Genomic DNA, 14792 nt, shown 5'->3' with positions numbered 1-14792 from the left:
TCGACAGAGGTTTCGACCAGGTGCCCGTCCATAAGGAGGGCAAACAATCCGTTATCGCTCACAAGAGGGTAATACTATGCGTTCTATCGACTTTTCTCCGCTCTATCGTTCTGCCATTGGTTTCGATCGTCTGGCCAATCTCATCGAATCTGCGGCCAGCAATGGCAATGCCGGTTATCCCCCCTACAACATCGAGCAGTTGGGTGACAACGACTACCGCATCAGCATGGCGGTGGCGGGCTTTACCCAGGAAGAGCTGGAGCTGAGCTTCCAGGAAAATCTGCTGACGGTGAAGGGCAACAAGCAGGCCGACACCGGGCGCAACTATCTCTATCAGGGGATCGCCGAACGTGGTTTCGAGCGCCGCTTCCAGCTGGCCGACTATGTGCGGGTGAAAGGGGCCGACCTGAAAAACGGCTTGCTGCACATCGAGCTGGTGCGTGAAGTGCCCGAGGCGATGAAGCCGCGCAAGATTGAGATCAACGGCTGATAGCCTGAATTCACTGAAATTTTAAAATTTCCCGGGTGCCGATGATGGGCCTGTGGAGAGTTGAACCTGTTGCTTATTAGAAGGATAGGATTATGCGTAACCTCGATTTTTCTCATCTCTATTCCAACGCTGTCGGCTTCGAGCGGATGGCCCGTGAGCTGGAAGGTCTGTTCGATCAGAAGACCGCCGCTTATCCCCCGTACAACATTGAAAAGCGCGATCAGGATGGCTATCGCATCACGGTCGCCGTGGCTGGCTTCGAGCGCGAAGAGCTGGAGCTGGAGACCGAAAACGGCACCCTCAAGGTGAAGGGGCGCAAAGGGGCTGCGGCCGGTGAGCGTCAGTTCCTCCATCAGGGGATTGCCGAGCGTGACTTCGAGCTCGCCTTCAAGCTGAGCCAGCACGTGGAGGTGCAAGGCGCCAAGCTGGAGCATGGTCTGCTGACCATCGATCTGGCCCGTGAGTTGCCGGAGGCGCTCAAGCCTCGCGCCATTCCCATCGGTAAACCCGAGCAGCTGGCGCTGCCCGGTTAAGCAAACCGGATCGCGATAAACAACAAAGGCCTGCAGATGCAGGCCTTTCTGTTTTTGGCTGCCCGGTTAATCGGCGCGGTAGAGGGAGTTGATCTCCTCCGCCAGAATGGCGATGCCGCGGCGCACCAGCTCCTCGCTCTGAGAGTAGTTGAGGCGGATGCACTCCTGACTGTGGCGCCACTCGGGGTCATCAATGCCGGGGAAGAAGTAGTGGCCCGGCACGATCAGCAGGTTCTTCGCCTTCAGTCGCTCATAGAGTTCCTGACAGTGGATCGGCAAATCTTCAAACCAGAGCCAGAGGAAGAGGGCGCCTTCCGGCTTGTGGATATGGAAGCGCGGGTCGGGGATCGCTTCGCGCAGCAGCTGCACCGCCAGCTCCGCCTTCTGCTGATAGAAGGGTTTCACCACCTGTTCACTGAGGGCGATGATCTCGCCGCTCTCGATCATCGGGATGGTGATGGCGGGGCCCAGACTGCCCGGCGCCAGATTGATGATGCCGCTGAGGTTGGTGATGGCCTGGATGATCTTCTCGTCGGCGATGACGATGCCGCAGCGGGTGCCCGGCAAGCCCAGCTTGGAGAGGCTCATGCAGAGGATGGTATTGGCGTTCCAGAATGGTTTGGCTTCGCTGAAGATGATGCCCGGGAAGGGGACGCCGTAGGCGTTGTCGATCAGCAGCGGAATCCCCTTGTCGCGGGCGATCTGATCGAGGTGTTCGATCTCTTCGTCGGTCAGCACGTTGCCGGTCGGGTTGGTCGGGCGGGAGACGCAGATCACCCCGATGTCGTCACCTACCTGCAGGCTCTCGAAATCCACGTGGTATTTGAACTGGCCATCGGGCAGTTTCTCGATGGTGGGCTTGTAGGCGACGAAGTAGTCATCGGCCAGCGCCGAGTCGGCATAGCCGATATATTCGGGAGCGAGCGGGAACAGCACCTTCTTCCTGCGGCCATCGGCAAATTCACCGGCCAGCAGGTTGAACAGGTAGAAGAAGGCATTTTGGCTGCCGTTGGTCAGGGCGATATTGCGGGCCGAGATATCCCACCCCAGCTCTTTGTTGAGCAGTGCCGCCAGTGCCTTGGTGAACCTGTCTTTGCCTTGCGGACCGTCGTAGTTGGCCATCGCTTTAACCAGCTCGCCGTTGTCGAGCAGGCTCTTGGCTTCCGCCTGAAAGCGTTCCAGCATGGCGGGGATGGGGGCCGGATTGCCGCCACCCAGCATGATGGCGTCCGGATTGGTCAGCCCCTGATTGAGGTCATCCATGAGTTGGGTAATACCGGCGTGGCGAGTGAACTTCTCGCCGAACAAGGAAAATTCCATTCGGTGACAGATCCAGAGTCAGTTACGAAGATGTAGCACCATAGCTCAGTTTAAAAGCGGGTGTCGATCAAAATAGCGGGACGTTCCACGTGGAACGTGGTGCAAAAATTAAGCGTGGTTAAAAGTACCAACTGTTGGTTTAAAAATGACCGAGCAGGATGCATTTTGCGACTCAATTTGGTATCGCAAGAGGGTGAATTTAAACAAAATCATCATGTTATGTATTGTGTGAGGATTGGCACAACAATTGGAATAGCTATCTGGTCATCTCAACCATACCGGAGCAAACCAGATGAAAATCCTGATCGCCACCCTGATTGTGAGTGCCCTGAGCTTGAACGTGATGGCCAACGAGAACCCGCGGCCCGAGCTGGAGAGTGCTCAGCTGGAGCGGGATGTGCAGAGCGAGTTGCAGCAGGCATCCCATGCCGTGGTGCAGGATGCGCTGCACAACCTCAAACCGCTGGCGCTGGATACCCTGGTGGTGGAGGCGAGCCAGGCTGTGGCGACTCACCCCGAGAGCTGAGGTAGCGCAGGGGGGTCTGTCCCGTATGTTGTTTGAAGAAGCTGATAAAGGCGCTGTCGCTGGAGAACTCCAGCGCAGCGGCAATCCGGCTGATGGACTCGCTTTCTGCCAGCAGCTCCATGGCGCGCAACAGCCGCCACTGCTGACGCCACGCCTGGTAGCTCATGCCGGTCTCCCGCATAAAGATGCGGCCAATGGTCTTGTCACTGGCACCTACCCGTTCGGCCAGCCGGTTGAGCCGAGCGGGCAGGGCATCTCCCCGTTTTAACTGCTGTAGCCAGCCGCCCAGTCTGGGATCGGTCGGTAGCGGCAACTGCCACGACTCCCGCGGTGCCAGCCCCAACTCCTCCATAAACAGTCCTACCGTCCGTTGCTGCTGCTCTTGCGGTTTGTCCCACGGCCAGAGTGCCATCCGTTCGATCAGTTCGTGCAGCAGCGGATTGACCGCCAGCACCTCCACCGTGCCGGGCAGCTCGGGGTGCGGCTGGAAGTAGAGGGATCGGTAGGCGACGACACCGCGCATCAGTACCCGGTGGGCGGTGCCCGCTGGCAGCCAGGCGGCGCGGGTGGGTGGCAGCAGGCAGACCCGACCTTCCAGCTCCATGGTCATGCAGCCGGATTGGGCGAACAGCAGCTGATGGCGCTGATGCTGATGCAAACCCGAGTCGTGCCAGCCGAGGGCGGAGGCAATGCCGATCACGCTGCCTGTCAGCTGGTCGGGGTCAAAAGGGTGATCGGGAAGAATAAAGGCCATATGTCCGATTTTTGATGTTTATAGTCCTGCTTATTGTAATCAGACAATAGGCATCTCTCTAGAATGGCGACCTCTTATGAAGGAGGTTTGTCATGAACAACAAGTTGCCACCGCTCTGGCTGGTGGTGGGATTGATGATGTTTCCCCAGATCGTGGAGACCATCTACAGCCCGGTGCTGACCCACATCGCCACCCAGTTTCAGGTGAGCGAGGGGCAGGCATCCCAGACCCTGTCGGTCTATTTTCTGGCGTTTGCGGTGGGCGTGGTCTGCTGGGGACGGCTCTGCGATTTGATCGGGCGGCGTCCCGCCATGCTGGCGGGTCTGCTTACCTATGGCGTCGGCACCCTGCTGGCGCTGTTGGCCAATCACTTTGAAATCCTGTTGCTGGCCCGGGTTATCTCGGCCTTTGGTGCCGCCGTGGGATCTGTGGTGACCCAGACCATGCTGCGTGATAGCTATCAGGGCAGCGATCTGGCGCGGGTCTTCTCGGTGATGGGCATTGCGCTCTCACTCAGTCCGGTGCTGGGGCTGCTCAGTGGCGGTCAGCTGGCGAGCGGGTTTGGCTATCTCGGGGTGTTCAGCGGTCTGCTGGTACTGGCGGTAGGCTTGCTGCTGGTGACTTGCTGGCAGCTGCCGGAAACCCGTCCGGCCTGCACCCAGCGAGTCGCACTCTGGCCGCTGGCATGCCGGATGATGAAGGATGGCGGGCTCTGGCGCAGTGCCGTGCTGGTCGCCCTGTTCAACACCATGCTGTTTGGCTACTACAGTCTGGCCCCCTTCCTGTTTGCCGGATTGGGATTGAGCACCGGCGAGTTTGGTTACTCAGGGATCTTGCTGGCCCTGGCGACTCTGCTCGGCAGCCTGCTCAACAAGCATCTGCTGGGAAGAGGGTGGCTGCCGTCATCTCTGATCAGACTGGCTTGCGTGCTGGCGCTGGTCGCCGGGCTGCTGGTCTGGACGACTCAGGCCAGCCTCTGGTTCCTGTTGCCCATGATGGGCATCGTGGTGGCCTATGGGGTGGCGATCCCCAATGTGCTGAGTCAGGCGCTGTTGGCCTATCGCGAAGTGGCGGGTAGTGCTGGCGCCCTGTTCGGGCTTGGCTACTACCTGCTGCTCAGTCTGGGGTTGGCGGTGGCGGCCGGATTGCAGGATCTCGGCCTGTTGCTGAGTGGCTGCGGTCTGCTGGCACTGCTTGGCTGCGGGCGTCGTTCCACGTGAAACGTCAGTTGCCGATAAAGCGGTAGCCGATACCGGATTCGGTCTCGATAAGCGTCGGTTGCTGGGGGTTATCCCCCAGCTTTTTGCGCAGGCTGGCGATGACGATGCGCAGGTAGTGGGTGTCCTCCTTGTGGCTCGGCCCCCAGATGTCATTGAGCAGCTGGGTCTGCATCACCAGCTTGCCGGGGTGGCACACCAGCGCCTGCAACAGGGCGAACTCCTTGCGAGAGAGGGGGATCTCCTCGTCTTTCATGGTCACCTTGTGGCTGCTGATATCGAGCGTCAGCCCGCATTGGGGGAAGTGGCGCCGCTCGCCGCTGCTGACGCCCGCCCGCTGACGCAAGAGCACGCGGATGCGGGCCATCATCTCGCCGATGCCGAATGGCTTGCTCATGTAGTCGTTGGCCCCGGCATCCAGCAGCCGCACCTTCTCCTGCTCCGAATCGCGTGCCGACAGCACCAGCACCGGATTGGGGTGATGCTCGCGAATGGCCTGCAACACCTGAATGCCATCGCCATCCGGCAGACCGAGATCGAGGATCACCAGATCGGGGTTGAGGTGGCGATACTGCTCCAGCCCTTCATTGACCCCCACCGCCTCACTCACCTGATGCCCTTCGGCAATCAGGCTGATCCGCAGAAAGCGACGGATCGCCGCTTCATCATCTATGACCAGAATGTGCGCCATCAAACCTCCAGAGGCGAATGGTGGGAGGGGCTGAGTGACCCGATCTGGCGGTCAACTATCAGACCTCCGGTGAATTGAGGGCGAGCGGCAGGGAGATACGCATGCAGGTGCCGTTGCCATTGGGGCCGGAGAAGGCCCAAATCTTGCCGCCGTGGGCCTCTATCATAGCGCGGGAAATGGCGAGGCCAAGCCCGGTGCCACGGCTGCCGCAATCGCCAACCGGCTGGGTGTAGAAGAGGTTGAAGATCTTCTCCCGATCCGACTCGGCGATACCGACCCCGATATCGATGATGTCGATGATGAGGTCGGGCTCGGCCAGCATCACCTTGAACTCGATGGGGGTGCCAGCCGGTGAGTAGCGGGAGGCGTTGTCGAGGATATTGACCAGCACCTGCTCGATCAGGGCGCCATGCACATAGAGCTGGGGCACATGCTGATCGAAATGGACCAGCAGCTTGTGCTGGCGCCAGGAGGAGTCGAGTCGCTTGCGGGCGCTCTCCACCAGGTCCGCCAGATCGACCCAGTCCCGTTTCAGCTGGAAGTCGGGGGAGCCGATGCGGGTCATATCCAGCAAGTTCTGCACATAGCTGTGGAGGCGGCGCGCCTCCTCCTGCACCGAGTGGAGCAGTTCGTCGCGGTCTTCGGCGGGGATTCGGTCACCATATTCCAGCAGGGTGCTGCCAGCCCCCATGATGGTGGCCAGCGGGGTCTTCAAATCGTGGGAGACCGAGGAGAGCAGGGCTGCCCGCATCCGGTCGGTCTCCGCCTGCAGCTGGCTGTCGGCCAGCCGCTCGTTGAGGTCGATCCGCGCCAGCGCGGCGCGAATGTCGGTGAGCAACGCCTGCAACTGGTGCTCGGCGGAGGAGGAGAGCGGGTTGGCCAGCGTTATGCCGATCACCAGATCGTCGCTGAGGTGGTGATACTGGGCCTCGGCGGCATTGAGGGTCGCGGTGTGGGCACCGGCACTCTGCTTCTGAGCCAGACACCAGTCGATGGCCGCCTTGTCGGTCTGTCCGGGCCTGTGCTTCTCGTTGCCGAGGCGGTCGTGAAAATCCTTGTCGATCACTACGGTCGGCTGGCCAAGCGCCAGCGAGATCGCTTGCGCCCCTTGTCTGAGCACCTCCTCCGGACTGTTGGCGGTCGCCAGCCCCTGACTGAGGGAGAGCAGGGCATTGCCCAGCTGCTGGGTCTCGCGCAGGCCGATCAGCTGTTGGCGCTGGCGGGAGGCGAGGCGCCCCGCGGTCATGCCGACGATCAGCAGCACGAACAGGGTGAGCAGGTCGCTGTGGTTGGCGACGCTCAGGGAGAAGTAGGGGGCGGTGAAGAGCAGATTGTGGGCGATAAAGCCCAGTACTGCTGCCAGCGTGGCGGGCACCAGACTGGTGGTAAGGGCCGTCGCCAGCACCCCCAGCACGAAGATGAGCGGCAACGCTGCGGGGGGCAGCCAGTAGGAGAGTCCCCATGCAATGGCCGAGGTGATCCCCATGATGACCACCGCCAGCAGGCTGTGGTGAATATCCTTCGGCGTCGGGGAGCGCATCCCCACTCTGTGTTTTTGCTTCTCGGTATCGACCAGGGTGATCTCCAGACCCTGTGCCTGCTTGAGCAGGTGCTGCACCAGCGAGCGACGCCACGGTGCCTTGTGGGGTTTGCCGAGCAGCAGCTGGGAGACCTGCTGCTGCTCGGCAGTCTCCAGCAGGGTATTGGCGACCGCCGGGCTGGAGAGGGTCAGCACCTTGGCGCCCAGTTGGGAGGCGAGCGCCAGCGCCTGCTCCACGTCGGCCGAGCTGCGGCCATTGCTGTCCACGTGCACCACCAGCCAGGGTAGCTGGCGACGCTGGGCAAAGCGGTGGCCATAGCGCACCAGTGCAGCCCCGTGCTGGTTGCCGAGGCAGACCATCAGCTTGCCCCGCAGCGGCAATGTGGTCTTGCCCGCCGCCTGCCATTGCAGTTGCAGATCGCCCTCCACATGGCTTGCGGCGGTCTGCATCGCCAGCTCCCGCAATGCGGTGAGATTGTTGAGGGAGAAGAAGGATTGCAGGGCGGCCTTGGCCTGATGGGGCACATAAACCTTCCCCTCGCGCAGGCGGCCGAGTAGCTCCTTGGGGGGGAGGTCGATAAGGATAATGCTGTCTGCATCGAGCAGAACCTGATCGGGCAGGGTCTCTTTGACCCTGACCCCGGTGAGCTGCCACACCAGATCGTTGAGGCTCTCCAGATGCTGGACGTTGAGGGTGCTGTAGACGTCGATACCGGCGTTGAGCAGCTCCTCCACATCCTGCCAGCGCTTCTCGTGGCGGCTGCCGGGGGCGTTGCTATGGGCCAGCTCGTCCACTACGGCGATGGCCGGTTTGCGCGCCAGCAGGCCGTCGAGGTCCATCTCCTCCAGCCGCTGCTGACGGTGCATGTGGATCTTGCGCGGCTGGATGGCGAGTTTGTCGAGCAGGGCCAGGGTCTCCTGCCGGCCGTGGGTCTCTACCACGCCGATAAGGATGTCGACCCCTTCTTTGGCCTGTTCTCGTACCGCCTGCAACATGGCGTAGGTCTTGCCCACGCCGGGGGCGGCCCCGAGAAAGACTTTCAGCTTGCCCTTGTGCTCTTGCTCCAGACTTGCCAGCAGGGCGTCAGCCCTTACCTCATCACGCATGCTTATCCCTATCGAGCCAACTGCCCGCGTCGAAAATGGAGGTCAACGCCAGATCGGCAAGGAGCGCCCTCAGGCGCCCTTTTGATGATCCAGTTGCAGGTTCAGCTGGAGAATGTTGACCACCTGCGGGCCAAGGATACCAGCTTGTGTGGCCGACTTGACCTGCTCCGTCAGTTGGGCGGGATCCAGTCCACGTTCTCTGGCTACGCGATCCACCTGCGCCAGCACCGCATCGAGTGGTAGATGGGGATCGAGGCCAGAGGCGGAACGGGTCAGCATGGCAGGAGAGCTGGTTTCAGGCTGTGCCTTGGCGGCCTGTTCGGCGAACTCTGCCCGCAGCGGTGAGCTCATCCCCAGATTGCTGGCACTACCGCCAATGGTGTTGAAATCACTGGCGGAGGGGCGGGTGTGGAAGTAGTCAGCCCGCTCGAATTTCTGTGCCAGCAGGGCGCTACCGATAAGTTGCTGCTTGCTGTCGGTCAGCTGGCTGCCGTTGGCTTGCCAGGGGAAGATCAGTTGGGCCAGTCCGGTGACGGCCAGCGGATAACCCACGCCCAGCAGCAGGGTCAGGGTCAGCAGGGTTCTGATTGCGATCATGATGGATATGCTCCGTATTCGTTGTGTGGATGCGGGCGGACCCGCATCCCGGTTATGCCGTTACACCAGACCCAGGCCGGTAATGACCAGATCGATCAGCTTGATGCCGATAAACGGCACCAGCAGGCCGCCGACACCGTAGATCAGCAGGTTGCGGCGCAGCAGGCTGGCGGCCGAGCCTTTCAGGTCGACACCACGCAGGGCCAGCGGCACCAGCGCCACAATGATCAGGGCGTTGAAGATGATGGCCGACAGGATGGCGCTCTGCGGGCTGCCCAGCTGCATCAGGTTCAGTGCCCCCAGTTGCGGGTAGGCGGCGATGAACAGGGCTGGCAGGATGGCAAAGTACTTGGCCACGTCGTTGGCGATGGAGAAGGTGGTCAGGGCGCCACGGGTCACCAGCAGCTGTTTGCCGACCAGCACCACGTCCAGCAGCTTGGTGGGGTTGGAGTCGAGATCCACCAGATTGCCCGCCTCCTTGGCGGCCTGGGTACCCTCGTTCATGGCCAGCCCCACATCAGCCTGTGCCAGCGCAGGTGCGTCGTTGGCACCGTCACCGCACATGGCGACCAGACGGCCATCGGCCTGCTCCTGACGGATATAGGCCAGCTTCTTCTCCGGCGTCGCTTCGGCGATGAAGTCATCCACCCCGGCTTCGGCAGCGATGGCGGCGGCCGTTTTCGGGTTGTCACCGGTGATCATCACAGTACGGATCCCCATGTGGCGCAGGATCTGGAAGCGGGCCTTGATGCCGGGCTTGATGATGTCCTTGAGGTAGACCACACCCAGCAGCTGCTCATGGGTACAGACCAGCAGTGGGGTGCCGCCCTGACGGGCGATGCTGTCGACTGACTTGAGCACCAGCTCGGGCACCGCTTTGCGGTCGAGGGAGAGGTAGTTCAGTACCGCATCGACAGCCCCCTTGCGATATTGATGACCGTTGCGATCCAGCCCGCTCAGGCGGGTCTCGGCGCTGAAGGGGATCACCTTGTCATCGTCCAGTTGGCTCGGTTTGGTGTGGCTCTTGCCCGCCAGAGTCAGGATAGATTTACCCTCGGGAGTGTTGTCACCCAGCGAGGCCAGCATGGCCGCTTGTGCCAGCAGGGCCGGGTCAACGCCGGGAGCCGGGATCAGTTCGTCAGCCATTCGGTTGCCGAAGGTGATGGTGCCGGTCTTGTCCAGCAGCAGGGTGCGCACGTCACCGGCCGCTTCGACGGCCCGGCCCGACTTGGCAATCACGTTCAGTTTCACCAGTCGATCCATACCGGCAATGCCGATGGCGGAGAGCAGGCCGCCGATGGTGGTCGGGATCAGGGTGATAAAGAGCGCGATCAGGTAGAGGCGCGGTACCTGGGTGCCGTTGTAGTCGAGGAACCAGGGCAGGGTGGCGACCACCAGCAGGAAGATCAGGGTCAGCCCCACCAGCAGGGCATCCAGCGCCATCTCGTTGGGGGTCTTCTGGCGTTTGGCCCCTTCCACCAGTGCGATCATCCGATCCAGCGTGCTTTCGCCCGGATTGTTGCTGACGCGCACCCAGATCTCGTCGGAGACGACCGTCGTGTTGCCGGTCACGCCGCTGCGATCGGTACCCGACTCGCGGATGACGGGGGCGGATTCACCGGTGATGGCAGCCTCGTTGACCGAGGCGATACCGGCGATCACTTCACCGTCGGCCGGGATCATCTCGCCGCTGCGTACCAGCACCAGATCCCCCTTCATCAGGCTGGTGGCAGGTACCCACTCGCCCTGACCATCTTTGGCATTAGCCACCCGACGTGCCTTGAGCTGGCTCATGCCCGCTTTCAGGCTGTCGGCGCGGGCCTTGCCACGTCCTTCGGCCAGCGTCTCGGCGAAGTTGGCAAACCAGAGGGTCAGCCAGAGCCAGGCGGTCAGCTGCCAGGCCAGCGAGGGGGCGACGCCGGAGAAGGGCTGCCCCAGCAGAGACTCCACGGTGGCCATCACGGCAGCCAGCCAGAGGGTGAACAGGATGGGGCTGCCAAACAGCGCCTTGGGATTGAAGCGATAGAGGGCCTCAACCATGGCCTGCAGGATCTGCGATTGCTGTTTTTTGCCCTTCACCTGCATGGTGTCGGGACTCATTGAAGTGGACTTGCTCATTTAGAAAGCTCCCAGCATCAGATGTTCTGCCACGGGGCCCAGTGCCAGCACCGGCAGGAAGGAGAGGCCGCCAATCAGCAGGACGGTGATGATCAGCAGGGTAACGAACAGTGGGCCGCTGATGGGGAAGTCCCCTTCGCTCGTCTCCTGACGGGGCGCGCGGGCCAGCTGACCTGCAATGGCCAGTACCGGAATGATGTAGCCGAAGCGACCGAGCAGCATGGCCAGACCGATGGCAATGCACTGCCAGTTGTCACCGGCGGCAAACCCAGCGAAGGCGGAGCCGTTGTTGCCGGCAGCCGAGGCGTAGGCATAGATGAGGCGTGACAGACCGTGCGGGCCATCATGGCCGATGATGGTGCTGGCATCCGGCATCAGCAGGGTGACACCACCGATCACCAGAACTCCCACCGGCATCACCAGCATGCTGGCGACGACCCACTTCATCTCGGTGATACCGAGGCGTTTGCCCAGATAGGTTGGGGTACGACCCACCATCAGGCCGCACAGGAAGACGGTGAGCAGCACGAACAGCATCATGCCGTAGATACCGGCACCCACGCCGCCGAACACCACTTCACCCAGCAGCATGTTGATCATGGCGACCATGCCGGAGAGAGGGGCGAAGCTGTCGTGCATTGAGTTAACCGAGCCGTTGGAGGCGGCGGTGGTCGCCACTTCCCAGATGCTGGAGAGCACCGGGCCGAAGCGGCTCTCTTTGCCCTCCCAGTTGCCCGCTTCGCTGGCAAGATGAGTCAGGGCCGGATCCAGTTTCATCTCCTGAGTGATGGAAACGAAGAGTCCCAATGCCAGCATGATGGTCATGGCAATGACGATGGCGCGGCTGTGGGCCATGTCTTTCACATAGCGACCGAGGGTAAAGACCATGGCGGCGGCGATGGTGAGCAGAGTGACCATCTCCAGCCAGTTGGAGAGGGCGGTCGGGTTCTCGAACGGGTGGGCGGAGTTGATGCCGAAGAAGCCGCCGCCGTTGGAGCCAAGCTGCTTGATGGCGATCTGCGAGGCAGCCGGGCCGAGCGGCAGCAGCTGCTCCTGACCTTCCACACCGTGGAACGGCAGATAGGCGGAGAGGCTTTGCGGCACCCCTTGCCACACCAGCACCAGCGCCAGGATCAGCGACATCGGCAGCAGCACGTAGAGGCAGAAACGCACCAGATCCTGCCAGAAGTTGCCAAGGTTGATGGTCTGCTGGCGGGCGATGCCGCGGAACAGGGCAACGGCGACAGCAGCGCCGGTCGCGGCAGAGACGAAGTTCTGGGTGGTCAGTCCCACCATCTGGCTGAAGTAGGAGAGGCTGGCCTCACCGGAATAGGCTTGCCAGTTGGTGTTGGTCATAAAGCTGACCGCGGTATTGAAGGCGAGTTGCCAGCTCAGGCCCGGCAGTTGTTGCGGGTTGAGGGGCAGTAACCCCTGCGCCATCAGGATCAGGAACAGCAGACCGAAACCGGCGCCGTTGAAGGCCAGCAGGCTGAGGGCGTAGGACTTCCAGTCCTGCTCCCGTCCATCGGTGCCACAGCAAGCCAGCGTGGCGCGCTCGACCGGTGCCAACCAGCGGGTTTTGCCTTCAAACACCCGGTAGATGTAGTTGCCCAGCAGTGGTGCCGGCAGCAGAACCAGCAGCACAAAGGCCACCGGATAGATTATTTCTTGCCACATGTTTCAGTTCCTCACTCGTGACTACGCGTGAGTGCGCGCAGCAGATAGACCATCAAGGCGAGGACCAGCAGCAGATATAGCCAATTCATATCGACTCCATTGAGATAATTAGCTGCGAGAGCCGATGTAAAACCCTATCGACTCTGTTGGTGTAATTGACGCTGAAAGGGTATGTAAAACAGGCGTAAAGGCGCCATAAAGCGCCATGAGGCAGGCGTAAAATCGGCGTAAAGAACAGCGGTTTTGCGAGAGAACTGGCGAGGAGGGATCAAAAAACCCGGCCTGAGCCGGGTCTAAGTAAAGGGGAAAGGCCCCAAGCGCCTGGTTACCCTTTGTGTATCTTTCTGGAAAATGTACAGACCTGATTATTCCTGCTTGATGGCGCTGAATTTCCGGGTTGCACTTTCAATCAGTGCGGTAGCTGGCGATCGGCGCAGAGCCGGTCGAAGGCGGCGATCACCTGCTCGTGGGTGATCTTGCTCATGGCCTCCGGGTCCTTGAGGCGGGTACGCCAGCTCAGCTCGGCCAGCGGCTTGCCGGTCTCCTGCTCGACCAGCTCCCGATAGACGCTGACCACGTAGTCGCGGCACAGGTAAGGGCCGGTGCGCGCGGGATTATGGTGGGCATAGAGGCCGATCACCGGTGTACCGACCAGGGTCGCCATGTGGGTGGGGCCGGTATCGGGGGCCAGCACCAGACTCGCCTCGCCAATCAGTGCCAACAACTGCTTGAGGTTGGTCTGCCCGACCAGATCGGCCGGTTTGCTCTGGCTCTGCTGCTGGATCTCGGCAGCCAGATCCCGCTCCAGTTTGGCTGGTCCGCCACAGAGATAAACTTGAAAGCCCTTGCTGGCCGCGTGATCTGCCAGCGCGGCATAGCCTGCGGCAGTCCAGTTTTTGAACGCCTTGCTGGCGGCGGCGCAGATCAGCAGGGTCGGTTTGCCGCCAATCTTCTCCTTTGCCCATGCCTGATGTTCGGCGCTGATGGGCAGTTGCCAGTCCGGAGTCAGATCCTTGATGCCAAGCTCTTTGGCGAAGGCGAGGAAACCGTCCAGCACGTGGGGGGAGGCGGGGGATGGCACCTTGTGGTTGGTGAACAGCCACTGACCGTCGTTGGCCCGCTCCTTGTCGAAGCCGAGTTTGATGTTCGCCCGGATGCCGAGGGTGGCAATGCTGGCGCGCATGGCGGCCTGCAGGTGGAGCAGGGCATCAAATTTACGCCCCTTGAGGGTCTGCCAGAGATCGCGATAGCCGCGCCACCCCTTGCTCTTGTCGAAGGGGATCACCTCGACGCCGGGCAGATCGGCAAACAGGGTTGCCTCGATTTTGCCGGTGATCCAGGTGATGCGGGTCTGTGGCCACTCCCGCTGGATGACGCGCACCAGCGCCAGTGCGTGGCAGCAATCCCCAATGGCGGAGAGCCGCAGGATGCAGATGGAGGAGGGTGGCGTTTTAAATAGCGGCATGATGTGGCGCACGGCTGGCAAAAAGGGTGGATGGCATTATGCAAACTCCCCTCCGGATTGTAAAATTGCGCACTATCGTCAGCCAGGATCCGCGGGGCTTAGCACCACGACTGATCTCTGCAAGTAGCTGATACAGGCATTTATTGCGGGCATGCCAGAGCGGCAGCCTCATCGCGAATTGAAAAATTGCGATCCATGACCGACCGAGCGGGATCTCCACGATGCAAGTACAGACCGAACACAACCAGATCTGCTGGTACGCCGAAGGGGCCTTTCGCGACCCCTCTCCCCAGCTATTCGATCCTGCCTGGTGGCAGAACAACCGTCAGGTGGTGGGCACCTCCATCGGCCGGGGGGTGACCTGGTTCGTCAAGGATGAGTCTCGCCATCTGGTACTGCGTCACTACTATCGCGGTGGCATGGTGGGCAAGGTGGTAAGGGATCGCTTCTGGTTCGAAGGGGTGGAATCGAGCCGCGCCATGGCCGAATACACCTTGCTGGCCAAGCTTTGTGAGCTGGGGCTGCCGGTGCCGCGTCCGTTTGGTGCCCGCATGGTCAAACAGGGCCCCTTCTATCGCGCCGACATCCTGATCGAGCGGATCCGCGGCGCCAAGGACATGGTCGCCCTGCTCAAGCAGGGGCCGGTTGCCAACGAGGTGTGGCACAAGATAGGCCAGACGGTACGTCAGCTGCACGATGCCGGGGTCTATCACGCCGATCTCAACAGCCACAACCTGCTGCTCGATAAAGAGGGCAA

The 14792-nt window shown here is 61.4% G+C and carries 13 protein-coding genes; 5 read left to right on the top strand and 8 right to left on the bottom strand.

What is annotated here, in order from left to right:
- Positions 1-76 precede the first annotated feature (76 nt).
- Both LD28_RS0119240 and LD28_RS0119235 read left to right on the top strand, forming a co-directional pair.
- Entirely contained in the window at positions 77-490 is a 414-nt protein-coding gene (locus tag LD28_RS0119240) for an Hsp20 family protein (protein ID WP_005339298.1), read from the top strand.
- 92 nt (positions 491-582) lie between these two features.
- Positions 583-1023: an Hsp20 family protein gene (locus LD28_RS0119235; RefSeq protein WP_005357182.1), complete on the top strand. Its 441-nt coding sequence runs from the start codon at positions 583-585 to the stop codon at positions 1021-1023.
- A 66-nt stretch (positions 1024-1089) separates the two neighbouring features.
- Here the strand turns inward: LD28_RS0119235 and LD28_RS0119230 are convergent, their stop codons facing one another.
- Positions 1090-2343: a valine--pyruvate transaminase gene (locus LD28_RS0119230; RefSeq protein ID WP_033138529.1), complete on the bottom strand. Its 1254-nt coding sequence runs from the start codon at positions 2341-2343 to the stop codon at positions 1090-1092.
- Positions 2344-2635: 292 nt separating this feature from the next.
- Here LD28_RS0119230 and LD28_RS0119225 point away from each other — a divergent pair, with 292 nt between their 5' ends.
- The gene (locus LD28_RS0119225; protein WP_033138528.1) at positions 2636-2869 is read left to right on the top strand and encodes a hypothetical protein; all 234 of its coding nucleotides are present in this window, start codon (positions 2636-2638) and stop codon (positions 2867-2869) included.
- Here LD28_RS0119225 and LD28_RS0119220 read toward each other — a convergent pair.
- Positions 2799-3623, bottom strand: a complete 825-nt coding sequence (locus LD28_RS0119220) for an AraC family transcriptional regulator (RefSeq protein WP_033138527.1) — start codon at positions 3621-3623, stop codon at positions 2799-2801. The two genes, LD28_RS0119225 and LD28_RS0119220, sit on opposite strands and share 71 nt — an antisense overlap.
- Positions 3624-3715: 92 nt before the next feature.
- Here LD28_RS0119220 and LD28_RS0119215 point away from each other — a divergent pair, with 92 nt between their 5' ends.
- Positions 3716-4843 carry a multidrug effflux MFS transporter gene (locus LD28_RS0119215; protein ID WP_033138526.1) on the top strand — a complete coding sequence of 376 codons (1128 nt, stop codon included), beginning with the start codon at positions 3716-3718 and terminating at the stop codon, positions 4841-4843.
- Positions 4844-4847: 4 nt separating this feature from the next.
- On the opposite strand, the gene LD28_RS0119210 is transcribed toward LD28_RS0119215, so the two are convergent.
- From LD28_RS0119210 to LD28_RS0119185, 6 genes are all read right to left on the bottom strand, one after another.
- On the bottom strand, positions 4848-5531 hold the full coding sequence (locus LD28_RS0119210; RefSeq protein WP_033138525.1) for a response regulator: 684 nt from the start codon (positions 5529-5531) through the stop codon (positions 4848-4850).
- A 58-nt stretch (positions 5532-5589) separates the two neighbouring features.
- Positions 5590-8178 carry a sensor histidine kinase gene (locus LD28_RS0119205; RefSeq protein ID WP_033138524.1) on the bottom strand — a complete coding sequence of 863 codons (2589 nt, stop codon included), beginning with the start codon at positions 8176-8178 and terminating at the stop codon, positions 5590-5592.
- Between the two features lie 69 nt (positions 8179-8247).
- Positions 8248-8775 (bottom strand): potassium-transporting ATPase subunit C, encoded by a 528-nt coding sequence (locus LD28_RS0119200; protein ID WP_033138523.1) that lies wholly within the window; start codon positions 8773-8775, stop codon positions 8248-8250.
- Between the two features lie 60 nt (positions 8776-8835).
- On the bottom strand, positions 8836-10893 hold the full coding sequence (gene kdpB, locus LD28_RS0119195) for a potassium-transporting ATPase subunit KdpB (RefSeq protein WP_033138522.1): 2058 nt from the start codon (positions 10891-10893) through the stop codon (positions 8836-8838).
- Entirely contained in the window at positions 10894-12570 is a 1677-nt protein-coding gene (gene kdpA, locus LD28_RS0119190; RefSeq protein ID WP_033138521.1) for a potassium-transporting ATPase subunit KdpA, read from the bottom strand.
- 409 nt (positions 12571-12979) lie between these two features.
- Positions 12980-14035: a glycosyltransferase family 9 protein gene (locus LD28_RS0119185; RefSeq protein ID WP_033138564.1), complete on the bottom strand. Its 1056-nt coding sequence runs from the start codon at positions 14033-14035 to the stop codon at positions 12980-12982.
- Positions 14036-14256: 221 nt separating this feature from the next.
- Between LD28_RS0119185 and LD28_RS0119180 the strand changes: the two genes are divergently transcribed.
- A partial coding sequence (locus LD28_RS0119180) for a 3-deoxy-D-manno-octulosonic acid kinase (RefSeq protein WP_033138520.1) occupies positions 14257-14792 on the top strand: 536 nt, incomplete at its 3' end.

The sequence above is a fragment of the Aeromonas finlandensis genome (assembly GCF_000764645.1).
GTDB lineage: Bacteria > Pseudomonadota > Gammaproteobacteria > Enterobacterales > Aeromonadaceae > Aeromonas > Aeromonas finlandensis.
Note: the sequence above shows the minus strand (reverse complement) of the source record. Positions and strands in the feature narration are given on the sequence as shown.